Origin of the sequence: Streptomyces cylindrosporus, from assembly GCF_022698165.1 — a bacterium.
Taxonomy (GTDB): domain Bacteria; phylum Actinomycetota; class Actinomycetes; order Streptomycetales; family Streptomycetaceae; genus Streptomyces; species Streptomyces cylindrosporus.
This window is the reverse complement of the sequence record NZ_JALDAY010000001.1, coordinates 640,641-662,515: the sequence shown is the minus strand read 5'-3', so window position 1 is coordinate 662,515 and position 21,875 is coordinate 640,641. Positions and strand designations below refer to the sequence as shown.

Genomic DNA, 21,875 nt, shown 5'->3' with positions numbered 1-21,875 from the left:
CACAACTAGTAAAAGGGGTCATTGCGGACGCGCTCCGAGCCTGTTTCTCTGGACGACGTCGCACGGCGCCGACGAGCCCTCAGGGCCGCGGCGCCGACGTATGAGCCCGAGAGGTGCCGTACGCGACTCCCTGTCCCCGAAGAAAAGGTTCTCCGTGTTCGTCTCCCGCATCGCCCGCAGCATCGCGTCCCCGAAGAAGGCCCTCACCACCGCCGCCGTGGCCGCCGCCACCGCCGGCATGGTGCTGACCGCGGCCCCCGCCCACGCCGCGACCGCCGACTCGGCCACCGAGGCCAAGGCGATCGCGCACCAGCTGATCCCGAACACGGCCCAGTACGCCGCGTTCAGCAAGATCGTGGAGCACGAGAGCGGCTGGAACGTCAGCGCCACCAACGCCTCCTCCGGCGCCTACGGCCTGGTCCAGGCCCTCCCCGGCTCGAAGATGGCCTCGGCCGGCTCGGACTGGCGCACCAACGCCAAGACCCAGATCAAGTGGGGTCTCGACTACATGAACTCCCGCTACGGCAGCCCGACCGGCGCCTGGGCCTTCTGGCAGGCGAACGGCTGGTACTGATCCGCCACCCGGCCGGACACGCCGTCGAAGAACCGAACCACCTGGGGCGCCGAGGCCACGAACGTACCGAAGTGGTCCGTGGCGCCCTGGTCCGTCACCCGCACCCTCGCACCCTCACCGGCGAGGGTGCGGGCGCATGTGCGGGCATTGCCGACGGGTACGTCGGTGTCGTTGTCGCCGGTGTAGAGCCGCACCGGCGCGGCGGGCTTCCAGTCGCAGCTGTGGTCGGCCGATCGCAGAGCGTCGAGCAGGGCGCCGGACGGATGGCTGAGCCGCTCGTAGAAGGCGGGCGTGAGCAACTGCCTCACCGTCGGCGCGAGCCCCTTCACCACGTCCTCCTCCTCGTGCGTGCCGTCGAGGAGTTCCTCGACCCGGCTCGCGTAGGGCGCCCGGAAGGCCTCGCCCGGATCGTCGTAGAAGTGATGCAGCCGGTTCTGCGCGACGAGCCAGTACGAGGAGTAGAGCACCCCGCTCGTGTCGTTGACCCGCCCGTCGAACAGGGCCGGCATCTCCTGTCCCTCCAGGTCGTACGGCCCGCTGATCGGCGCCAGCGCCTTGACCCGGAAATGCCGGTCGGCCCCCTGCGCGAGCGCCTTCCCCAGCGCCATCGCCACCTGCCCGCCCTGCGAGAACCCGGTCGCGTACAGATCCCCGGTGAGCGGCCGCCCCAGCCGCCCCGCCGCGGTCCGCGCGGCCCGCAGCATGTCGACGGAGGCCGTCACGGAGGAGGCGGTGTCCATGTACGGATGCGGCCCCGGCCCCTCCCCGAGCCCCAGATAGTCGGGAGCGGCGACGGCCCTGCCCGCCGAGGCGTTCAGATACGACGGCACCCTCCCGAAGTCCTCGCTCACGGACGGCGCGTAACTGGGCTTGACCATGGTCCCGTGCGTGTCGGAGACGAGGTCGAGCCGATGGGCTCCGCCCTCGGGGAGGGTGAGCAGCCCGGTCGCCGTCGTCGGCTTCCCGTACGGGTCGACGGTCCGGTACGCCCGTACGCCGTACCGCACCGAGTCGTTCGCGATCTCCTTCCCGGCGAGGAAGGCCTTCACCGCGCGGGCGTCGTGGTCGGCGACCGGGGTGACCAAGACCAGTTCGCCCCGGCGATCCCTCGCCGCGCCCACCAACTGGCCCCTGTTTCCTGCGATTTGCGCGTCTCATCACTCATGTCGTGGACGTTACGGACGTACTGTCCGCGTCGACATCCGAGAACCCCCCGCCCTCATGGTGCACTTGAGTGCACCCCGTCCGTCCGGCCCACCGGAGCAGCTTTCATGAGTGAGCAGACCGAAGAGATCACGCAGGAGTCCCGTGGACTGCGCCTGGTCGCCGTGTTGTTGGGGCTGACCGTGGTCAGCGGTCTGATCGACGCGGTGAGCTATCTGGGCCTGGGCCATGTCTTCACCGCGAACATGACCGGCAACGTCGTCGTCCTCGGCTTCGCGGCGGCCGGTGCCCCCGGCTTCTCGGTCCCGCACACGGCGACCTCGCTGGTCTGCTTCCTGATCGGCGCGGCGGCGGGCGGCAGAAGCTCCCGGTGGCTCGGCGAGGGCTCCCGCCGCAGGTGGGTCCGCCTGACGATCGCCACGGAGGCGGTCCTGCTCGGCGTGTGCGCCGCGGTGGCCTTCGCGGCCCCGCACGCGACGGCCACGGTCTACACCCTGATCGCCGTCACGGCCTTCGCCATGGGCCTCCGGAACGCCACGGTCCGCAAACTCGGCGTCCCCGAGCTCACGACGACGGTCCTCACCATGACCCTCACCGGCCTGGCGTCCGACTCCCGCGCGGGCGGCGGCTCGGGCCGCCGCTCACCCCGCCGCACGGCGTCGGTGGTCGCGATGGCGGTCGGCGCCTTCCTGGGCGCGTGGCTGGTGACGGACCACGGCCTGGCGATTCCGTTGCTGGTCGCGGCGGTGGGGGCGGGGGTGCTGGCGGTGGTGGCCTCCGGGCGGGAGTAGGAAGGGAGTGGGAGGGGGGACCTCGCGCCGCGCATATCGTCCGCGTATCGAAAACCGCATACGCGCGGGCAACACGGCACTGCCTTGGCTGGGCGCATGTCCTACTCCGAACCAGTACGACTGACCGTGCGGCCGATCAGCGCCGCCGAGCACCTGGCGTTCGTGCGGACGCGAGGGTCGGTCAGCTTCCTCCAGACCCCGGCCTGGGGCCGCGTGAAGACCGAGTGGCGCAGCGAGTCCCTCGGCTGGTACGACGACGGCGGCCGGCTGGTCGGGGCCGGGCTCGTCCTGCACCGCCCGGTGCCGCGGCTGGAGCGGTACACGCTGGCCTATCTCGCCCAGGGCCCGGCCATCGACTGGAGCGGCAGGCTCGACGTGTGGCTCGGCCCGCTGGCGGAACATCTCAAGGCGCGGGGCGCGTTCGCGATCCGGCTCGGGCCGCCGGTGCGCACGGACACCTGGAGCGCCGCGCGGGTCAAGGAGGGCATCGCCGACCAGGGCGTCAGACGGCTCACCGACCTGTCCGGCGGCCGGAGCGACCCGGTCGGCGCGGGCGTGACCGGCCGGTTGAGGGACGCGGGCTGGCTGCCGCGGAGTCCGGAGGACGGATTCGGGGCCGGGCAGCCGCAGTTCACGTACGAGCTCCCGCTGGCCGGCCGGACCGAGGACGACCTGCTCAGGGGCATGAACCAGCTCTGGCGCCGCAACCTCAAGAAGGCGGCCAAGGAGGGCGTCGAGGTCACCGCCGACGAGGTCACGGCCGCCGAGGATCTGAAGGCCTTCCACGACCTGTACGTCCACACGGCGGAGCGCGACCGCTTCACGCCCCGCCCGCTGCCCTACTTCGCGACCATGTTCGCGGAGCTGAGCGCCGAGGCCCCCGAGCGGATCAGGCTCTATCTGGCGCGCCACCAGGGCGAGTTGGTCGCCGCCGCCATCCTGGTCCGCGTCGGCACGCACGCCTGGTACACGTACGGCGCCTCCTCCACCGCCAGGCGCGAGGTGCGCGGCTCCAACGCCTGTCAGTGGGCGATGATCCGGGACTCGCTGGCGGCCGGCTGCGAGGTGTACGACCTGCGCGGCATCACCTCCACGCTCGACGCGGACGACCCGCACGTCGGGCTGATCCAGTTCAAGGCCGGTACCGGCGGGCAGGCGGTGCGGTACGTCGGCGAGTGGGACCTGCCGCTGCGGCCGGCGATCTACCGGGCCTTCGACCTGTTCATGCGGCGACGCGGGCGGTGAGTCCGCAGCTCATGAGCTCATGGCCGGTACGAGCGCGGCGGCGACCTCGTCCAGGCGGGCGCCGCGGGAGGCCTTGACCAGCACCACGTCGCCCGCGGTGAGGTGGCCGCGCAGCCAGTCGACGGCCGCGTCCCTGTCGGCCACCGCCAGCGCCCGCTCTCCGGCGCCGTCGGCGATCGCCCGGGCGGCCTCGCCGACCGCCACCACGACGTCGGCCCGGCAGGCGGCGTACCGCCCTATCGCGCGGTGCTCGGCCTCGGCGGCGGCGCCGAGTTCGAGCATCTCGCCGAGGACGGCGATACGGCGCCTGCCGTCGACCGCCGCCAGCGCGTCCAGGGCGGCGCGCGTGGAGTCGGGGTTGGCGTTGTAGGAGTCGTTGAGGAGGGTCGCGCCGCAGGCGAGGTCGCGCCGTTCCATGCGCCACTTCGACAGCGAGGCGGTGGCCAGTGCGGCCGCCGCCGCGTCGAGGGGTACGCCGGCTGCCAGCCCCGCTGCCACGGCCGCCGACGCGTTGAGGGCCTGGTGGGCGCCGACGAGCGGGAGCGTGACGCGGGCCGAGGCGTGGGCGGTGCGCAGGGTGAAGGAGGGGCGGCCGAGCCGGTCCAGCGCCAGGTCGAGCACCCGTACGTCGGCGTGCTCGGCCCGGCCGAAGGTCAGTACGGGGCCGTCGGTGAGCGCGCGCATCGCCGTCACCCGGGGGTCGTCGGCGTTGAGGACGGCGGTGCCGCCGGGCGCGAGCCCCCGCACCAGCTCGCCCTTGGCCCTCGCGATGGCCGCGCGTGACCCGAACTCGCCGAGGTGGGCCTGTCCGACGTTCAGGACGACGGCGATGTCGGGCGCCGCGAGGCCGGTGAGCCGGGCGATGTCGCCGACATGGCGGGCGCCCATCTCCAGGACGAGGAAGCGGGTGGCCGTGTCGGCGCGCAGCATGGTGAGGGGGACGCCGAGTTCGTTGTTGAGCGACCCGATGGTGGCGACGGTCGGCGCGGTGCTCGACAGTACGGCCGCCAGCAGGTCCTTGGTGCCGGTCTTGCCCTGGGAGCCGGTCAGTGCGGCGACGGTGAGTCCGTCGCGCAGCCGGGCGACGACGTGGGTGGCGAGCGACTGCAGCGCGCGCTGGACGTCCTCGACGACGACGGTGGGCAGTGGGGTGGGCCTGGAGCCGAGCACGGCGACCGCGCCGGCCAGGCCGGCCTGACCGGCGTAGTCGTGGCCGTCGACGTGCTCGCCGGCGAAGGCGACGAAGAGGCCGCCCGGCTCGGCCCGCCGGCCGTCCAGCACGGCGGGCGCGGTCACCGTCACGTCGGCGTCGGCCGTGCCGCCGACGATCGCGGGACCGACGATCGCGGCGATCTCGGGGAGGCCGAGCGGGATCATCAGGGCCTGCCCACCGGGGTGATGGGGAAGTCGAAATAGGTGTCCGGATAGGGCTCGTCGTCAAGTGTGTAGTGCCACCACTCGTTCTCGTACGGGCGGAAACCGGAGGTCTCCATGACCGACCGAAGGCGCCGCCGGTTTCTCGCTTCGAGCTGCGCTATTCCTTCCGCCCCATGATGCGAGACGGGATCCATCAGGTCGTGGTCACCGCCCATGAGAGCGAGTTCACCGGTGGTCAGGTGATACAGCGTCAGGTCCACCGTGCTGCCCCGGCTGTGGCCCGACCTGTCGGCGACATACCCGCTTTCGAACATCTCGGCCCGGTCGATGTTGGGATAGTGCCGCGCCTTGGTCCTGCCGTCCTCCGGCTGTTGTGACCAGCGCAGAAAGCAGTCGACGGCACTCTGCGGGCGGTATCCGTCCCACAGGAGGAGGCCGAAGCCCAGGACCGCGGCCTCCTCTCGCGCCTTCTGCAGGGCCGCGCACAACGCCCTCGTGCCGACGATCCGGTTCGCCAGGTATCCGTCCACCGGTTTGCCGGTGAAGTTGTCCCAGGTGGCGTATTTGGCGTCCCAGCGGACGCCGGGTATGAACTCGTCCAGGAAGACGAAGTCATCGTTCATCGCCGTGCCCTCGCCAACGCCAAGGACACCACCCGGTCGATCACTTCGGAGAACGGCAGCCCGGCGGCTTCCATCATGCGCGGATAACGGCTGTAGGAGGTCAGGCCGGGCAGGGTGTTCACCTCGTTGAGGACGACGTGGCCATCCGCCGTGAGAAACAGGTCCACGCGCGCCAGCCCTCCGCATCCCAGGGCGCGGTACACGTCCTTGGCCGTTTCCTGGACGAGTGCGCGCGAACGGGCCGAAATATCGGCGGGAACGATGGGCGTCGAGTTCTCGGAGCCGCTTTCGGGATCGTCCTCCTGGTGAATCTTGAAGAAGCCGTGGGACAGGGCGATCCGGTCCACCTCACCCACGGTCAGGTCGGTCCCGTTCCCCAGTACGGCGCAGCCGACCTCGTCGCCGACGACGGCTTCCTCGATCAGCACCTTGGAGTCGTACTTCCGCGCGATGTCAACCGCACCCGGCAGTTCTTCCACGGCCGACACCTTGCTGACGCCGAAGGACGATCCCGAACGGGCCGGTTTGACGAAGACGGGATACCTGAACGAGTCGCCGTCGATCTTCTCGTCCGGTGTGAGGGTCCAGAAGTTCGGCGTCGCGATTCCCTTGCTGCGGGCGACGACGTACGTGAGGGATTTGTCGAGGCAGAGGGCGGAGCTCTGCACGTCGCACCCGGCGTAGGGAATGCCGGAGAGTTCCAACAGCCCCTGCATGGCGCCGTCCTCGCCGAACCTGCCGTGCAGGACGGGCAGTACGACGTCCAGGGCGACGGTCTCGTACCGCCCCTGCTCCAGGACGAGAAGCCCGCGCACGCCGCCGCTGTCCGGCGACAGCACGACGGTACGCCCCGCACTGTCCTCCCACTGCGCTCCCGGACGCTCGCAGAGCTTCCAGGCGCCGCCCTTCGTGATCCCGACATAGAACGGTTCGTACTTGTCGAGGTCGAGGTTCCTGGCGACTTCCTGCGCGGACTTGACGGAGATGGGGTGTTCTTCGGAACGCCCCCCGAATATGATCCCGACCTTCAACTTATCCATACTGCTGTTCCCCGCTCTCGAATTTCAGACAGTTGGTGATGGAGTTCTCGACGGTGTCGCGCAGGGCGCGGTCGGTGTAGTAGGCGGTGTGCGGAGTGATGAGCACGTTCGGCATCTCCTGGAGCCGCAGCAGGTGTTCGCTGCGGATGCGCGCGCCTCTGCAGTCGGCGTAGAAGACCCCCTCTTCCCCCTCGACCACATCCAGGGCGGCACCGCCCAACCTGCCCTTTTCCAGGGCGTCCACGAGAGCCTCGGTGTCGATGAGCGGACCGCGCCCGGTATTGACGACGATGGCACCGCGCCTCATCTGCCCGATGCGCCGACGGTCGAGGAGGTGGCGTGTCTCGCGGTTGAGCGGCGTATGAAGCGTGACGATGTCGCTGAGTCGCAGCAGTTCATCGAGGGGGACGTAATCGGCGCGGGTGTTGGCCCGGTTGCTGTGGGCGAGTATTCGGCAGCCGAACCCTCGAAGCCTCCCCACAACCGCCGTCCCGATGCGCCCGGTCCCAATGACCCCAACGGTCAGATCCCGCAACTCTTTCCCGCGCACCCCGTGCAACCGGTAGTCATGAACATCCGCACGCCGAACGGTGGACTTCGCGTGCCGCACCGCCATCAGCATCATCATCAGCGTGTAGTCCGCGACGCTGTCGGGCGAGTAGCAGACGTTCTCGACGGAAATGCCGAGGCCGGCCGCGTACTCCACGTCGAGGTGGTTGTATCCGATGCTCCGCGTGGAGATGTAGGCAACGCCGGCGCGACTCAGCGCGAGGAGCGTGGAGTTCGAGATCCGCGCCTTGTGACCGACACTGACGCACCGGTTCCCGACGGCCAATCCGGCATTGGCCTCGGACACGGCGGCCTCGGTGATGACCGGCACAACACCGAATCGGGGCGCCAACTCCCGGAACAGAGCAGCCTCGTCCTGTTCACACCCATAGATCGTGATCCCGGTCCCCGAAACAGCCACGGCACGACGAACCGCCGTTCGCACGGGTTCGCTGTAGGTCATGCCCGTAGTCAAGGGGGCGCGGTGTTGCGGGCACGTATGGGGATTCGGATACGCCGACGATATGCTACTCGCCGGTAGCAACGAGGCTGCCCATTGATCGACTTATCGACGCAAGGGCGGCCCTAGTGAAGTACGTGCGTGTGGAGCCACTGCAGGATCCGTACGGGTACCACCTGGATCCACAGAATTACTTGCAGGTCCTCCCGCGGCTCTCCATCGTCCTGCCACCTGGCGCGGCGGCGTTTGCCGCCCACCCGGAGCACTACGATTTTCGAGCCGCCCGGTGCGTCAAGGATCTGGAACTGAGCAAAGCAACGCTCGTCGATGATCAAGGGGAAATCGCTCTCGAATTCTCCCTGACCCCCAACGAGTGGAAGCACGAGAGCGGTTTGCGCATTCGTTACTCGGACGTCCAGTCTTTCCGTGTGGATACCCAGGAGCCCGACGGCATGCTCCCTCGCCTGGGCGCCCTGCAGTTGGACGAAGTGCTTCCGCATCCGTCAGGCATGTCCCACGAAATTTCCTTCACGTGCGGTTCAGTTCTCGTAGTCGCCGCCGATCTCGCGGCCACGTGGGGGTAGAGGTCGGATCAGGGCAACTGGGGGCGATGAGTTTTGGCACGGTTGCTGGTCTGTATCCACGACGCGCCATCCACCGCACGCGAGGAGAGCACCATGACCGCCATCTACACCTGGGACGTCTTTTGCACGCTTGACGGCTACGGCTCCTACGGCCCCGACGGTGACTGGGGCGGCTACTGGGGGAAACAGGGTCCCCAATTCCTTGACAACCGCCTGGCCGTGGTCAGCGAGGAGCAGCGGATGGTTCTCGGGGCCAACACCTTTCGGCAGTTCGTGGAGCTGCTCGGGCCGATCCCGGACGCCGACCTCGACCCGGTGAACCTCCGGATGCGGAGCATGCCGACGACCGTCGTGTCGACGACGCTCGCGGGGCCCTTCGCATGGCCGGACATCAACGTCGTGGCCGGCGACGCCGTCGACGTCGTAGCCCGGCTCAAGGAGGAGTCCGAGGTGCCGTTGCGTTCGCACGGCAGCCTGTCGTTGAACCGGGCGCTGATGGCCGCAGGGCTCGTCGACCGCCTCCAGGTGACCGTCTTCCCCGTGATCAGCGGTCGGACCGGGACCGACCCGATCTTCGAGGGCGCGGACGACTTCGACCTCGAACTGATCGAGAGCCGGACGTTCGACGGCCGTACCCAAGAGCTCGTCTACCGGCCCGTACCGCACGGCACGGTCACGCGCGGTCGTGCAGCGTGATCCGGTAGCCGTCGGGGTCCGCGAACGTGAAGGTCCGGCCGAAGGGGCCGTCGATCGGGGCGGAGGCGATGGTGTGGCCGTCGGCGACGAGCGCGTCATGGATGGCCTGGACGTCCGTGGCGTGCAGCCAGATCGCGGCACCGATGCCCGGCTGCGCGACGGACGCGAGGTCCGTGCCGGGAATGACGTCCCGCAGCGCGAACGCGATCGGCTTGGTCTCGAAGACGACGGCGTGCGGAGGTCCGGCGGGCGAGCGGACCAGGCCCAGATAGCGCTCGTAGAACGCCTGCGACGCGTCGAGGTCGCGCACCTGGAGGGAGATGAAGTCGGGGCCGGTGGCGGGCATGGTGACGCTCCTACTGTTGCGTGTCGTTCTTGCGTGTCAGTTTTCTGACATGCGGCACGCTATGTCAGAATGCTGACATGGGTCAAGAAGGTGTCGGCGTCGACCTGGAGACGTCACTGGGCTACCTGCTCAAGGAAGCGTCGAGCGCCCTGCGCGCCGCCATGGAGGAAGTGCTGCGCCCACTCGGCATGAGCGTGACGCACTACTCCTGCCTGGAGCTGCTGGCGCAACGCCCCGGCCTGTCGAACTCCGAGCTCGCGCGCGGCGCCTTCGTGACCCGGCAGACGATGAACGTGCTGCTCCAGGCCCTGGAACGGGACGGTTACGTGACCAGGCCCGAGCAGGCCCCCGTCGGCAAGGCGCTCCCCACGCGGCTCACCCCCAGCGGCCGGCGCAGCCTGGAGAAGGCGAGCGCGGCGGTCCGGTCCGTCGAGGCCAGAATGCTGGCCGGCCTGACCGGGCCCGAGCAGGCGGAGGCGTTCCGGATCCTGCAGAGCATGGTCCGTTCCCTGCGCGGCAGTTGACCCCTGCGCGGCAGTCGACGGGGGTGCCGATCAGCCCCCCAGTTCCACCGGAATCCGATGGTCCGGCCTGCCGTCCTTCGCCAGGATCGAGTACTCCCCCGCCACGGCCCGGTACAGCCGCATCCCGCTGTCGCCTCGGACGTCGTCGAGCGTCCACGCCCGCCCCCCGTGCAGCAGCGACCGCCGGGAGAACGCCCCCATCGTCCGCCCGGCGTCCGGCCCCTCGACCTCCCCGGCGACCGCGGACACGTACACCCCCTGCCCCGTCCCGATCGCCACGGACGAGTCGAAGATCGCGATTCCCACCTCCGGCCGCACCGCGATGTTGCGCGAATGCCGGGCCTCGGGCGAGGACACCCACACGAACTCCCGGTACCCGACGTGCGCGAAGTAGACGGGAGAGCTCCACGGGCGGCCCTCCGCGTCGGCGGTCGCCAGCACCATGTAACGGTTCGTGTCGACGACGGCGCGCGCGGTCTCGGCCGGGCTCATGCGCCACTCCTGCGGTACGTCATCACGAAGTCCCGCTCCCACGGCGCCGCCGCGTCGACCTCCGCCCGCTCCCACGCCCCGCGGATGACATCGCCGCCCTCCCCCACCTCTCCGACGAACCGCTGCCGGAACGCCAGCGGCGAGAAGTCCGGCCGCTCGCGCAGCAGTTGCCAGACCCCGTCGGTGAAGGTCATCGCGTACAGGCGTACGACACCCCGTGAGTCGTAGTAGTGCTGCGTGTATCCGCCCGTCTCCGGGTCGACCGCGATGATCGCCATGCTGTCGGGGGCCGGATTCGGTGCCTCCATCCGCTGGACCAGGAAAGCCCCGTCCAGGCCCCACTCGAAGACGCAGCGGCCCTGCGGCGGCGCCTCCAGCCCCGGAAACTCGGCCTCCACCACCCACTCGCCGACCAGTACGTCCAGCCGCGCCAGCGCTTCCCGCCGTTCCGTCGTGTCCACCGCCACCGCGAACACCTCCTTCTCACCGAGGAAGACCGCGGAGGCAGGCGGAACTCATCGGCCGGGACGAATTCCGATCAATCAGCCCGCCCTGACCGGTTACGAGACCGTGCTGGAGGGCTGAGCACTCGACCGCGGATCGAGTGCCGCTCCGGGCTCCGGCGCCATCCTCCGGACGGTTCGGCCGGGGCACCTCGGCGGTCGGGGAGCGGGCCACGCGCGTCGCCGAAGCCGCGGCCCGTGGTGCCGCGGCGGCCGAGACCCGCCGCAGGCTCTCACCGGGAGTGGTGGAGGCCATCGCGGTCGCGGGCTTCGCCCGGCACTTCGTCCCGGCGGCGCACGGCGGCGCGGAGGGCGGTTTCGCCGAGCTGACAGCCGCCGTCGCCCGGGTCGGTGAGGGCGACACCTCGGCGGCCTGGTCGGCCTCGCTCTCGACGTACACCGGCCGGTACGTGGCCTCGCTCTCGGCATACGCCAGCCGGTACGCGGCCTTCCTCCCGGAGGCCGGACAGACCGAGGTCTGGGCCGACGGCCCGGACACCCTGCTGGCCGGCGCGCTGATCCCCTCGGGCAAGGGCGTGGTCGTACATCAGCGGCGTGCACTTCGCCGCCGGGGGGCGAGCATCCGGACGGCCCGGTCCAGGTGCGCTTGTTCGCCGTGCCCCGCTGGTTCCCGGTCGGGATGCGCGGCACCGGCACCGGCACCGGCACGATGGTGCTGTCCGACGTGTTCGTCCCGGCCCACCGGTCGTTCACCCGGGCCGCGGGCCGCACGAGGGCAGAAAGGGGCCGTCAATTCCCGGGTTTTCCGGGGGCGGCGAAGGCCGCGATCACCCCGACCGCGGCGAGCCCGGCCGCGACGCCGAAGGCCAGCGCGTATCCCGACGCGTAGGCGTGCCGCAGCAGCTGCGCGGTCGGCTTCGCCCCGTCCAGCAGATCCTTGACATGGGTGGTGGCCAGGGCGGCCAGTACCGCGAGCCCCAGCGCGCCGCCCAACTGCCGGGTGGCGTTCAGGAGTCCGGAGGCGAGCCCGGCCTGGTGCGGCGGTACACCCGCCACCCCGGCGATGGCGGAGGCGGCCATGGAGATGCCCTGGCCCGCGCCGAGCACGATCGTGGGGCCGAGGACGGCGGCCGCGAAGGTGGAGTTCTCGTCGAGGAAGGCGAGCCACAGCAGCCCGCCGGCCGTCAGCGTCATGCCCGCCACCAGCGTGACCCGCGCGCCCGTCCGTCGTACCAGCGCGGCGGAGAACTGTGCCGCGACCATGATCGAGACGGCCAGCGGAAGATACGCGAAGCCGGTGCGCAGGGGGCTGTAGTCGCGCACCTGGTGCAGGAAGAGGGTCAGGAAGTAGAACGTGCCGAAGAGCGCCGCGCCGCTCGTCATCGCCACCACGTTGGCGGCCGTGACGGACCGGGAGCGGAAGATGCCCAGCGGCATCAGCGGCTCGGCCGCGAACCGCCCTTCGATCAGCACGAAGACGCCGATCAGCAGCAGGCCCGCCACCAGCGGCACCAGCGTCTGGGCGGAGTCCCAGCCGTGCGGGCCGCTCTGCACGATCCCCAGGACCAGCACCAGCAGCCCCGCGGTGACCGCGACCGCGCCCGGCACGTCGAGCCGCTTGCCCGAGCCCTCGTGCCGCAGCTCGGTGATGACCCAGGCGACGCCGGCGAACAGGACGACGCCGATGGGGATGTTGATGAACAGGATCCAGCGCCAGGACAGCTGGTCGGTGAGCACACCGCCGGCCAGCGCCCCGAAGGCTCCGCCGGCGCCGGACACCGCGCCCCAGGCGCCGAACGCCTTGTGCCGCTGGTGCGGGTCGGTGAACGTGGTGCCGAGGACGGCGAGGGTGGTGGGGGCGATCACGGCGGCCGCCAGGCCCTGTACGGCGCGGGCCGTCACCAGTGTCCCGGAGTTCTGGCTGATGCCGCCGACCAGGCTGGCGAGGGTGAACAGCGCGATACCGGCCAGGAAGATCCGGCGGCGGCCGAAGAGGTCGGCGATCCGGCCGCCGAGCAGCAGGAACCCCGCGAAGGTGATCGTGTAGGCGTTGACCACCCACTGGAGGCTGCTCGCGCTGAAGCCCAGGCTGCTCTGGATGGCGGGCAGGGCGATGTTGACGACGGCGACGCTGAGCGTCACCAGGAACTGGGCCAGACAGCAGACGGTCAGGACCAGCCCGAGCCGTGGCGCGGTCTGCGGGGAGGCGGATACGGCGGCGGTGTCCGGTGCTTGGGCGGTCATCGGAGGGAAACGCTCCTTTGCAGCAGATCGGTGAACACGTCGGCGGACTGCGCGCCCGAAGTGACCCACTCCTCGGCGAAGACGAAGGACGGCACGGCCGACACCCCGAACCGGTCGGCCCGCTCCTCGTCGGCGCGCACGTCCGCCGCGTAGTCGTCGCCGTCGAGCGTGCGGCCCACGGCGTGGGCGTCGAGGCCGGCCTCCGTGGCCAGCCGGAGCAGCGTCTCCCGGTCGGCGAGGGAGGCGCCCTCCGCGGTGTACGCCCGCATCAGCCGCTCCTGGAAGGGCTCGGCGAGCCCGTGGTCGGCGGCGAGGTGCACGACCCGGTGCGCGTCGAAGGTGTTCACCGGGCGGGCCTTGTCCAGGTGGTACTCCAGCCCTTCCGCCGCGGCCATCTCGCTGACGCCGGCCAGCAGCTGGGCGGCCTGTTCCGGGGGGATGCCCTGGCGGCGCAGCATGCGCCCGGCGATGGTCTCGTCGATGTCCTTGGGGGTGGTCGGGTCGAGCTCGTAGCTGCGCCAGCGCACGCGGACCGCGTCGCGGTGCTCGAACCGGGCGAGCGCGGTCTCGAACTTCCGCTTCCCGATGTAGCACCAGGGGCAGATGACGTCCGCCCAGATCTCCACTGTGATCTCGTTCACAGGGCTAACTCTAGGTTGTCGGCTTTCTGTGAGTAAGGGCATACCTGGAGGTAAGCTCAGGGCATGGACGTAGGAGTGCAGGCCGCACGCAAGGCGCCCGACGCGGCGAGTGACGTATTCAACAGCGACTGTCCGGGTCGTACCGTGCTCGACCATGTGACCAGCCGCTGGGGGGTGCTGATCCTGGCCTCCCTGCGCGAGGGGCCGCTGCGGTTCTACGAGCTGCGGGACCGTATCGGCGGCATCAGCGAGAAGATGCTCTCCCAGAACCTGCGGGTGCTGGTCCGTGACGGCCTGGTGGCCCGCGAGGTGGAACCGGCCCTGCCGCCCAAGGTCTCCTACCGCCTCACCCCGCTGGGCGGCGGCCTCGGGGTGCCGCTACAAGGCCTCCTCGACTGGATCGCCGCGCACACCCACGACATCATGGCGGCGCAACGGGAACAGGACGCCGCTCAGGGCTGACGGACCGTCAGTTTCGGTGCCGCGTCGCGGAGTTCGCGCGTGTACGGATGCCCGGGTGCGACCAGCACCTGTCCGGCCGGCCCCTCCTCGACGAACCGTCCGGCCCGCATCACCGCCACGCGGTCGCACAACTCCCGCACCACGCCCAGGTCGTGCGAGATGAGCAGGATCGCGAGTCCCAGCGAACAGCTCCGGCGCACGCTCCAGCGTGGGCCGAGGGAGGCGTACGGACTCTGCTGCACCGGCTGCGGCCGGTCGCCGGCGAACCGGACCGACCCGGCGCTGGGCCCCTCGCAGCCGAACGGTCAGCCACCCTGCGCCCCGCACTCGAACCACACCGTCTTCCCGCCCCCGGCCCCCGCCGACGACACCCCCCACTTGTCCACCACCGCGTCCAGCAGGAGCAGCCCTCGCCCGCACTCGGCCTCCGTCCCCAACTCAGCCCTCACAGAAGGGAGTCGAGGGCTTCCGTCCGTCACCTCCACCCGCACCCCGGCCAGTTGCCGCAGCACGATCAGCACGCACCGCCGGTCCGGCACATGCCGTACGACATTGGCGACCAGTTCCGTCACGCCCAGTTCCACCGCGTCCGTCAGCTCCGACAGGCCCCACTCGTCAAGCAGCGAGCGGACGATACGGCGGATGTGGCGGGCCGAATGCGCGCCGACCGTGAGACTGAGGCGGTAGGTGGGGGGAAAGTATCGGTTCACGAGACGATCGTGACCTGGCACAACTACGCTGGGCCATAGGGTGAATACAACCCGTCGCGATGTACGCGGAGCCGAATGCACGAGGGGGCCGTACGTGACCCACATCAACACCCTCGACCCGGGCGCCTCGCCCCTCGACTACTACGGCTACGAGCTACGCCGTTACCGCGAGGCCGCGGGCCTCACCCAACGCCAGCTCGGCGACATCCTCAACTACACGGGCTCCCTCATCGGCCAGATCGAGACCGCCCGCAAGCTCCCGACCTTGGAGTTCAGCGAGCGGGCGGACGCGGCACTGGAGACGGGCGGCGCGTTGTCGCGGCTCGTCGAGCTGGTGATGCGCAGTCAACTTCCGGCCTGGTTCAGGCAGGTGGCGGAGCTGGAGGCGCGGGCGGTTGAGATCTGTACCTTTCAGACCCACATGATCCACGGTCTGCTTCAGACCGACCCGTACGTACGTGCCGTACTCGGCGTGCTCGACCAGAACAACCTCGACGACCGCACCGCCGTACGCCTGGCTCGGCAGCGCATCTTCGAGAAGGAGGAGCCGCCCGTCTTCTGGATGGTCCTGAGCGAGGCCGCCCTGTATCAGGAGGTCGGTGGGCGCGAGACCATGCGCGGCCAACTGGCCCACCTGTTGAGCTTCGAGCAGAACCCCCGCATCAACATCCAGATCCTGCCGTTCTCGGCAGGGGCACATGCCGGTCTCCAAGGCTCGTTCAACCTCTACCGCTTCGCCAGCGACCCGACCATCGTCTACACGGAGGGGTACGGGAGCGGCCATCCGACCGCCAACCCGGACACCGTCAAAGACTGCTCGCTCCGATACGATCATCTCCAGGCCGCCGCCCTCTCCCTCAAGGACTCGGCGGAGCTGATCCGGCGAGTGATGGAGGAACGCTATGGAGAACCAGGCGACTCAGTGGCGTAAGTCCAGCTACAGCGGCGACCAGGGCGGCGATTGCCTGGAGTGGCGCAAGTCCAGGCACAGCAGTGACCAGGGCGGCGAGTGCCTCGAATTCGCCGAAGCCCCCACCACCGTCTCCATCCGCGACTCCAAGAACCCCGCCGGGCCGGTGCTGTCCTTCCGGCCCGACGCCTTCCGTCAGTTCGTCTCGTGGAGCGGTGCTACAGCCGCTGGATGATCGTGCCGGTGGCCAGGCCACCCCCCGCGCACATCGTGATCAGCGCGAACTCCTTGTCCGTGCGCTCCAGTTCATGCAACGCCGTGGTGATGAGCCGCGCCCCCGTCGCCCCCACCGGATGCCCCAGCGCTATCGCACCACCGTTGACGTTGACCTTCTCCAGGTCCTGCTCGAAGACCTGCGCCCAGCTCAACACCACCGACGCGAACGCCTCGTTGATCTCGACGACGTCGATGTCCTTCAGGGACATGCCCGCCTTGCCCAGCACCGCGCGCGTCGCGTCGATCGGGCCGTCGAGGTGGAAGTGCGGGTCCGCGCCCACCAGCGCCTGTGCCACGATCCGCGCCCTCGGCTTCAGCTTCAGCGCCCGCGCCATCCGCTTGGACGCCCACATGATCGCCGACGCGCCGTCGCTGATCTGGGACGAGTTGCCCGCCGTGTGGATGGCCGTCGGCATGACGGGCTTCAGGCCCGCCAGCGCCTCCATCGACGTGTCGCGCAGGCCCTCGTCGCGGTCCACCAGGCGCCACATGCCCTGCCCGGCCCGCTGCTCGTCCTCCGTGGTCGGGACCTGGACCGCGAAGGTCTCCCGCTTGAAGCGCTCCTCGGACCAGGCGATCGCCGCCCGTTCCTGGGAGATGAGCCCGAGCGAGTCGACGTTCTCGCGGGTCAGCCCCCGATTCCGGGCTATCCGCTCCGCCGCCTCGAACTGGTTCGGCAGATCCACGTTCCACTCGTCGGGGAACGGCTTCCCGGGGCCGTGCTTGGAGCCCGACCCCAGCGGCACCCGTGACATCGCCTCGACACCGCAGCTGATGCCGACGTCGATGACACCGGCCGCGATCATGTTGGCGGCCATGTGCGAGGCCTGCTGAGAGGAGCCGCACTGGCAGTCGACCGTCGTCGCGGCGGTCTCGTACGGCAGGCCCATCGTCAGCCAGGCCGTGCGGGCGGGGTTCATGGACTGCTCGCCGGCGTGCGTCACCGTGCCGCCGACGATCTGTTCGACCGCGTCGGCGGGGATGCCGGTGCGGCCCAGTAGTTCACGGTAGGTCTCGCCCAGGAGATAGGCGGGGTGCAGGTTGGCGAGCGCTCCGCCGCGCCTGCCGATGGGGGTGCGTACGGCTTCGACGATCACGGGTTCCGCGGCCATGGGGGAGGTCCTCTCCTCGGGATACCCGCGCGGCGCGGGGGCGTCCCGGCCGACCCCGCCACGCTGAACTAGTACGTGTTCTAGTTCTGCAAGGAGTCTGCTGACTGAACGTCCATAACCGCAAGGGTCGTGCATGCAATTGGGCGCGCCGTACCCCTTGCCTCTTGTAGAACCCGTTACTACCTTCACGGCAACCCTGGTTCCTGATGGACCGTCAGAATCCGAGCCACGCACGCTGGAGTCGCCCATGTCCTGTCCAGCTCTCCCCGACGGGTTCGACTTCACCGACCCCGATCTGCTGCACGCCCGAGTGCCCCTGCCGGAGTTCGCCGAGCTGCGCCGGGCCGAACCGGTCCGCTGGATCCCCCAGGCCGCGGGCGCGGCGGGTTTCGGGGACGAGGGCTACTGGGCCGTCACCCGGCACGCGGACGTCAAGTACGTGTCCACGCACCCCGAGTTGTTCTCGTCGTACCTCAACACGGCGATCATCCGCTTCGGCGAGCACATCGAGCGCGACGCGATCGACGCGCAGCGGCTGATCCTGCTGAACATGGACCCGCCGGAGCACACCCGGGTCCGCCAGATCGTGCAGCGCGTCTTCACCCCGCGCGCGATCCGGGCGCTGGAGGAGCGGCTTCGCAGGCGCGCCCACGACATCGCCGAGTCGGCGCGCGCCCGCTCCGGCTCCTTCGACTTCGTCACCGAGGTCGCCTGCGAACTGCCCCTGCAGGCCATCGCCGAGCTCATCGGCATCCCGCAGGACGACCGGGCGAAGATCTTCGACTGGTCCAACAAGATGATCTCGTACGACGATCCGGAGTACGCGATCACCGAGGAGGTCGGCGCCGAGTCGGCCACCGAGCTGATCGCCTACGCGATGAACATGGCCGCGGACCGCAAGCAGTGCCCGGCGAAGGACATCGTGACGACGCTGGTGGCGGCGGAGGACGAAGGGAACCTGAACTCCGACGAGTTCGGCTTCTTCGTGCTGATGCTGTCGGTGGCGGGGAACGAGACCACCCGTAACGCCATCACCCACGGGATGCACGCGTTCCTGACCCACCCGGAGCAGTGGGAGCTGTACAAGCGGGAGCGCCCGGAGACCGCGGCCGAGGAGATCGTCCGCTGGGCGACCCCGGTCAACGCCTTCCAGCGCACGGCGACCCAGGACCTCGAACTCGGCGGCAAGCAGATCAAGAAGGGCGACCGCGTCGGCATCTTCTACGCCGCCGCCAACCACGACCCCGAGGTCTTCACCGACCCGGACACCTTTGACATCCTCCGCGACCCCAACCCCCACCTCGGCTTCGGCGGCGGAGGCCCGCACTACTGCCTCGGCAAGTCCCTGGCGGTCCTGGAGATCGACCTGATCTTCAACGCGATCGCGGAGGCGCTCCCGGGTCTCACCCTCGTCGGCGATCCCGACCGCCTCCGCAGCTCGTGGATCAACGGCGTCAAACACCTTCAGGTCACCACGAGTTGACGTAACCCCCCCACTGACACGGGCCGACGGCCTCCCGGCGCCGTCGGCCCGTCTCCGGGCCTCATGGGGCCACAGCCCCCTGCTCGGCCCGCGCCGCCGGGACGGACCGCGCCACCAGGTGCCGTACGACCTGCTCGGCGTCCCTGCCGACGCCCTGGATCATCGACGAGGCCAGGGAGTCCTGGAAGAGCCGCCCGACGAAGTACAGGCCGGGCCGCGCCTCCACCACCCCGCGCCGCTGGGCCGGTTCGCCGTCCGCGTCGAACGCGGCGGGCAGGTCGATCCAGGAGACGTCCGGCCTGAACCCGGTGCACCACAGCACGTTGGCCACGTCCGGCACGCTTCCGTCGGCCAGCACGGGCCGCCCGTCCCGCACCCCGGCCGTGCGCGCCACCCGCCGGACCCCGGCCGCCTTCAGGTCCCTTCCCTTCACGCGGATCAGCGGGCCGCTGTGCGCGAGGACCTTGGCGCGCGCCTTGCGGCCGACGGGCGTGCGCACGGTGAGGACGTGCCGGAAGGCGAGGAAGAGGGCGGGCGTGAGGACACGGGCCGCCCTGCGCTCGATCCGCCAGGGGATCTGGCCCGGGTGCGGCCCGGAGAGCAGGACGCGGTGGCGGGGTGCCAGGTCCATGGCGATGTCCGCGCCGGTGTTGCCCGCGCCGACGATCAGGACGGGCCCGTCGCGGAACTGGTCGGGGTTGCGGTAGTCGACCGCGTGCAACTGCACGATGTCCGGGGCGAGTTGGCCGGCGTACTCGGGCAGCTTCGGCAGCCGGTCGTACCCGGCGGCGACGATGACGTTCTCGGCCTCGTACGTCTGCGGCCCCGCCGTCTCGACGAGGTACCGGCCGCCGTCGTACGACACCCTGCGCACCGACACCCCGCTGCGCACCGGGAGTTCGGCCCAAGCGGCGTAGGCCTGGAGGTAGTCGGCGAACTCGGTGTGGGTCGGGAAGGACCAGGCGGGGCCGGGGTACGGCAGTCCGGGCAGGCTGTCGAACTTCGCCGGGCTGAACAGCCGCAGCGAGTCCCAGCGCAGGCGCCACGCGTCGCCGACGCGCTCGGCCGCGTCCAGGATCACGAACGGTCGCCCTCGGCGGGCCAGGTGGTATCCGGTCGCGAGGCCGGCCTGACCGCCGCCGACGACGACGGTCTCGATGCGCTCGGTGCTCATGACAGCTCCTGAGGTGTACGGCTGGGACGGTCCGGAGGTGTCCGGCGGTCGGCCTCGTAGATCTCCACCGCCTGCCGCAGCAGCCGCTCGGCCTCGGCGTACTCCCCGAGCAGCCGCAGCAGCACCCCGAGGTCCGCGGCACTGTCGGCGAACCGCAGCCGGGCCGCGCGCACCTGCTCGCGCAGGCTGTGGTGGGTCTGGTCGTCGGACACGGCTCGATGCTCGCGCCGGGGCGGGGGCGGGCGCATCGACAGCAATACCCAAGGGGTGCGGGCACCTGTGGGTTCTTCTACGCAGTGGTGTCCCGCTCCACCAGCCCGTGCTCATAGGCGTACGCGGCGGCCGCCGTACGCGAGGTGACATCGAGCTTGCCGAAGATGTTGCTGACGTGCCGGGCGACCGTCTTCTCGCTGAGGAACAGCTCGGTGGCGATGGCGTGGTTGGTGCGGCCCCGGGCGATGAGCCGTACGACTTCCAGCTCGCGGGGGGAGAGGGGCGACGGAGCGGAGCCCCCGGTGAGCCGACGCACGCGGGAGGCGTCGGGCCCGGCGCCCAGGCGCTCGAAGACCTCCCGGGCCGCGTCCAGCTCCAGGGCCGCCGACCCCTCGTCCCCGAGCGCCCGGCAGGCAAGGCCGACCAGCACCCCGACCCGCGCGGCCTCGTACGGCACGTCCAGCTCCCGCCACAACCGCCCGGCCTCCCGCAGCGGCGGCAAGGCGTCCTGGGCGGACCCCTCGGCCAGCCGCACGGCCCCGCGGGCCTGACCGGCCATGGCGCGCAGGGCCACGGCGCCGTGGGCGTCGGCGATCTCCTCCAGCTCCGTGGCCGCGCGGGCCGCCTCGCCGTCGCCGTCGAGGATCTCCACGGCCGCCGAGAGCAGCCGCGCCCGCCGCATCGGGTCCGGCGTCTCCGCGAGGGCCCGCCGGATCGCCGCCGTCGCCGCCTCCCGCCGGTCCCGGGCGGACCAGAGCAGCGCGAGGCCGGGCTGGGCGTCCCAGCCGTGGGCGAGGGTGTCCCGGTAGGCCTGCTCGGCCTCCGTGAACTCGCCGCGCAGGCGGTGCAGTTCGGCCAGCTGGTAGAAGGCGCCGCCCGCCGCGCCCTCGCCGTATCCGGCGGTGAGCTGGGCGCAGGCCAGGCGGGCCTCGCGGACCGCGTCCGGCCAGGCGCCGCCGAGCTGGAGGAGGGCGACGCGGTGCACCCGGCACAGTCCCCGGTAGGCGCCGGTGAAGTCGGGCTGCGCGGCGCACCAGTCGGCCAGCGCGTCGCTCCACTCCTGGGCGCGGCGGAGTTCCTGGAGGTCCTGGCAGGCGCCGATGACGACGCAGTACACCATCCCGGTGCAGCGGGCCGACAGGCCGCCCTCGGCGACGGCCACCATCGCCTCGTCCAGCTCCGAGAGGCCGGCGGCGATCTCGCCGTTGCCGACCAGGGCGAGGCCGCGCGTCATCGTCGTACCGGCCGCGAGGTCGGGGTCGACGCCGGGCTCCGGGTCGGGCAGTCGCCGTACCACGTCGAGCATCTGCGCGAACTCGCCCGCCCGGAAGTGCAGTTCGGCCTCCAGCAGCCCCAGATACGCGCACTCGGGACAGCCGGGCTCCGTCGCCGCCAGCCGCCGCGCCCGCGCCAGCCAGGCCCCCGACTGCGCGAACTCGCCGCCCCACGCGAGCGCCTTGCACAGCCAGTACGCGCTCCGCAGCGCCGGTCCGACGTCCCCCGCCTCCGCGTACGCGGTGTAGGCCCGCCGCAGCAGCCGCGCCGCGTCACCGGACCGCCCCAGCATGTCCGCGACCTCGGCGAACAGCTCCAGGTCGGCCCTCTCCAGGGCCCGCTCGGCGTCGGCGGCGGCGAACGCCTCGTAGGCGTCGGTCCAGGCCAGAGCCCGGGTGGCCTCGCGCCCCCGTACGACCCGCGCTTCCCAGTCCATGGCGCCTCCG

At 70.7% G+C, this 21,875-nt stretch carries 26 protein-coding genes; 10 read left to right on the top strand and 16 right to left on the bottom strand.

Going from position 1 to position 21,875, the window contains the following annotated elements:
- The first annotated feature begins 154 nt into the window (after nt 1-154).
- Nucleotides 155-574, top strand: a complete 420-nt coding sequence (locus tag MQP27_RS02900) for an aggregation-promoting factor C-terminal-like domain-containing protein (protein ID WP_242761370.1) — start codon at nt 155-157, stop codon at nt 572-574.
- Here the strand turns inward: MQP27_RS02900 and MQP27_RS02895 are convergent.
- Nucleotides 520-1,695 (bottom strand): alpha/beta hydrolase family protein, encoded by a 1,176-nt coding sequence (locus tag MQP27_RS02895; protein WP_242760591.1) that lies wholly within the window; start codon nt 1,693-1,695, stop codon nt 520-522. The genes MQP27_RS02900 and MQP27_RS02895 overlap by 55 nt on opposite strands.
- A 150-nt stretch (nt 1,696-1,845) precedes the next feature.
- On the opposite strand from MQP27_RS02895, the gene MQP27_RS02890 reads away from it, so the two are divergent.
- A complete protein-coding gene (locus tag MQP27_RS02890) occupies nt 1,846-2,529 on the top strand; it encodes a YoaK family protein (protein ID WP_242760590.1) in 684 nt (227 codons plus the stop codon).
- A 96-nt stretch (nt 2,530-2,625) separates the two neighbouring features.
- A complete protein-coding gene (locus tag MQP27_RS02885) occupies nt 2,626-3,774 on the top strand; it encodes a lipid II:glycine glycyltransferase FemX (protein ID WP_242760589.1) in 1,149 nt (382 codons plus the stop codon).
- 9 nt (nt 3,775-3,783) lie between these two features.
- On the opposite strand, the gene MQP27_RS02880 is transcribed toward MQP27_RS02885, so the two are convergent.
- The 4 genes from MQP27_RS02880 to MQP27_RS02865 are packed head-to-tail and all read right to left on the bottom strand — an operon-like array spanning nt 3,784 to nt 7,826.
- On the bottom strand, nt 3,784-5,151 hold the full coding sequence (locus tag MQP27_RS02880; RefSeq protein ID WP_242760588.1) for a UDP-N-acetylmuramoyl-tripeptide--D-alanyl-D-alanine ligase: 1,368 nt from the start codon (nt 5,149-5,151) through the stop codon (nt 3,784-3,786).
- Entirely contained in the window at nt 5,151-5,774 is a 624-nt protein-coding gene (gene vanX, locus MQP27_RS02875) for a D-Ala-D-Ala dipeptidase VanX (RefSeq protein ID WP_242760587.1), read from the bottom strand. The genes MQP27_RS02880 and vanX overlap by 1 nt, the downstream gene beginning before the upstream one ends.
- Complete coding sequence (vanA, locus tag MQP27_RS02870; protein WP_242760586.1) at nt 5,771-6,814, bottom strand: D-alanine--(R)-lactate ligase; 1,044 nt, start codon at nt 6,812-6,814, stop codon at nt 5,771-5,773. The genes vanX and vanA overlap by 4 nt, the downstream gene beginning before the upstream one ends.
- Nucleotides 6,807-7,826: a D-isomer specific 2-hydroxyacid dehydrogenase family protein gene (locus MQP27_RS02865; RefSeq protein WP_242760585.1), complete on the bottom strand. Its 1,020-nt coding sequence runs from the start codon at nt 7,824-7,826 to the stop codon at nt 6,807-6,809. The genes vanA and MQP27_RS02865 overlap by 8 nt, the downstream gene beginning before the upstream one ends.
- A 125-nt stretch (nt 7,827-7,951) precedes the next feature.
- Here MQP27_RS02865 and MQP27_RS02860 point away from each other — a divergent pair, with 125 nt between their 5' ends.
- Both MQP27_RS02860 and MQP27_RS02855 read left to right on the top strand, forming a co-directional pair.
- Nucleotides 7,952-8,407 (top strand): hypothetical protein, encoded by a 456-nt coding sequence (locus tag MQP27_RS02860; RefSeq protein WP_242760584.1) that lies wholly within the window; start codon nt 7,952-7,954, stop codon nt 8,405-8,407.
- Nucleotides 8,408-8,500: 93 nt separating this feature from the next.
- Nucleotides 8,501-9,103, top strand: a complete 603-nt coding sequence (locus MQP27_RS02855) for a dihydrofolate reductase family protein (protein WP_242760583.1) — start codon at nt 8,501-8,503, stop codon at nt 9,101-9,103.
- Here MQP27_RS02855 and MQP27_RS02850 read toward each other — a convergent pair.
- The gene (locus MQP27_RS02850; RefSeq protein ID WP_242760582.1) at nt 9,081-9,449 is read right to left on the bottom strand and encodes a VOC family protein; all 369 of its coding nucleotides are present in this window, start codon (nt 9,447-9,449) and stop codon (nt 9,081-9,083) included. The two genes, MQP27_RS02855 and MQP27_RS02850, sit on opposite strands and share 23 nt — an antisense overlap.
- Nucleotides 9,450-9,526: 77 nt before the next feature.
- On the opposite strand from MQP27_RS02850, the gene MQP27_RS02845 reads away from it, so the two are divergent.
- Entirely contained in the window at nt 9,527-9,973 is a 447-nt protein-coding gene (locus MQP27_RS02845) for a MarR family winged helix-turn-helix transcriptional regulator (protein WP_242760581.1), read from the top strand.
- A gap of 30 nt (nt 9,974-10,003) precedes the next feature.
- Here the strand turns inward: MQP27_RS02845 and MQP27_RS02840 are convergent, their stop codons facing one another.
- The 4 genes from MQP27_RS02840 to MQP27_RS02825 form a co-directional block, all read right to left on the bottom strand.
- Nucleotides 10,004-10,465 (bottom strand): pyridoxamine 5'-phosphate oxidase family protein, encoded by a 462-nt coding sequence (locus MQP27_RS02840; RefSeq protein WP_242760580.1) that lies wholly within the window; start codon nt 10,463-10,465, stop codon nt 10,004-10,006.
- Nucleotides 10,462-10,932: a hypothetical protein gene (locus tag MQP27_RS02835; protein ID WP_242760579.1), complete on the bottom strand. Its 471-nt coding sequence runs from the start codon at nt 10,930-10,932 to the stop codon at nt 10,462-10,464. Before MQP27_RS02835 ends, MQP27_RS02840 begins: the two co-directional genes overlap by 4 nt.
- 786 nt (nt 10,933-11,718) lie before the next feature.
- Nucleotides 11,719-13,173 carry an MFS transporter gene (locus MQP27_RS02830; RefSeq protein WP_242760578.1) on the bottom strand — a complete coding sequence of 485 codons (1,455 nt, stop codon included), beginning with the start codon at nt 13,171-13,173 and terminating at the stop codon, nt 11,719-11,721.
- Nucleotides 13,170-13,814, bottom strand: coding sequence for a DsbA family oxidoreductase (locus MQP27_RS02825; protein ID WP_242760577.1), 645 nt, complete (start codon nt 13,812-13,814; stop codon nt 13,170-13,172). The genes MQP27_RS02830 and MQP27_RS02825 overlap by 4 nt, the downstream gene beginning before the upstream one ends.
- Nucleotides 13,815-13,877: 63 nt before the next feature.
- Here MQP27_RS02825 and MQP27_RS02820 point away from each other — a divergent pair, with 63 nt between their 5' ends.
- Entirely contained in the window at nt 13,878-14,276 is a 399-nt protein-coding gene (locus MQP27_RS02820; protein ID WP_242760576.1) for a winged helix-turn-helix transcriptional regulator, read from the top strand.
- Here the strand turns inward: MQP27_RS02820 and MQP27_RS02815 are convergent.
- Complete coding sequence (locus MQP27_RS02815; protein WP_308289904.1) at nt 14,267-14,518, bottom strand: hypothetical protein; 252 nt, start codon at nt 14,516-14,518, stop codon at nt 14,267-14,269. The two genes, MQP27_RS02820 and MQP27_RS02815, sit on opposite strands and share 10 nt — an antisense overlap.
- 63 nt (nt 14,519-14,581) lie before the next feature.
- Nucleotides 14,582-14,986, bottom strand: coding sequence for an ATP-binding protein (locus MQP27_RS02810; RefSeq protein WP_242760575.1), 405 nt, complete (start codon nt 14,984-14,986; stop codon nt 14,582-14,584).
- A 94-nt stretch (nt 14,987-15,080) separates the two neighbouring features.
- Between MQP27_RS02810 and MQP27_RS02800 the strand changes: the two genes are divergently transcribed.
- Nucleotides 15,081-15,917, top strand: a complete 837-nt coding sequence (locus tag MQP27_RS02800; protein ID WP_308289903.1) for a helix-turn-helix domain-containing protein — start codon at nt 15,081-15,083, stop codon at nt 15,915-15,917.
- Complete coding sequence (locus tag MQP27_RS02795) at nt 15,889-16,131, top strand: DUF397 domain-containing protein (RefSeq protein ID WP_242760574.1); 243 nt, start codon at nt 15,889-15,891, stop codon at nt 16,129-16,131. The genes MQP27_RS02800 and MQP27_RS02795 overlap by 29 nt, the downstream gene beginning before the upstream one ends.
- On the opposite strand, the gene MQP27_RS02790 is transcribed toward MQP27_RS02795, so the two are convergent.
- Entirely contained in the window at nt 16,115-17,284 is a 1,170-nt protein-coding gene (locus MQP27_RS02790) for a steroid 3-ketoacyl-CoA thiolase (protein ID WP_242760573.1), read from the bottom strand. The two genes, MQP27_RS02795 and MQP27_RS02790, sit on opposite strands and share 17 nt — an antisense overlap.
- A 247-nt stretch (nt 17,285-17,531) precedes the next feature.
- Between MQP27_RS02790 and MQP27_RS02785 the strand changes: the two genes are divergently transcribed.
- Nucleotides 17,532-18,767 carry a cytochrome P450 gene (locus tag MQP27_RS02785; protein ID WP_242760572.1) on the top strand — a complete coding sequence of 412 codons (1,236 nt, stop codon included), beginning with the start codon at nt 17,532-17,534 and terminating at the stop codon, nt 18,765-18,767.
- A 61-nt stretch (nt 18,768-18,828) separates the two neighbouring features.
- Here the strand turns inward: MQP27_RS02785 and MQP27_RS02780 are convergent, their stop codons facing one another.
- From MQP27_RS02780 to MQP27_RS50825, 3 genes are all read right to left on the bottom strand, one after another.
- A complete protein-coding gene (locus MQP27_RS02780; protein ID WP_242760571.1) occupies nt 18,829-19,941 on the bottom strand; it encodes a flavin-containing monooxygenase in 1,113 nt (370 codons plus the stop codon).
- Nucleotides 19,938-20,153: a tetratricopeptide repeat protein gene (locus MQP27_RS02775; protein WP_242760570.1), complete on the bottom strand. Its 216-nt coding sequence runs from the start codon at nt 20,151-20,153 to the stop codon at nt 19,938-19,940. Before MQP27_RS02775 ends, MQP27_RS02780 begins: the two co-directional genes overlap by 4 nt.
- A 77-nt stretch (nt 20,154-20,230) precedes the next feature.
- Nucleotides 20,231-21,865: a helix-turn-helix transcriptional regulator gene (locus MQP27_RS50825; protein ID WP_278195554.1), complete on the bottom strand. Its 1,635-nt coding sequence runs from the start codon at nt 21,863-21,865 to the stop codon at nt 20,231-20,233.
- Nucleotides 21,866-21,875 lie beyond the last annotated feature (10 nt).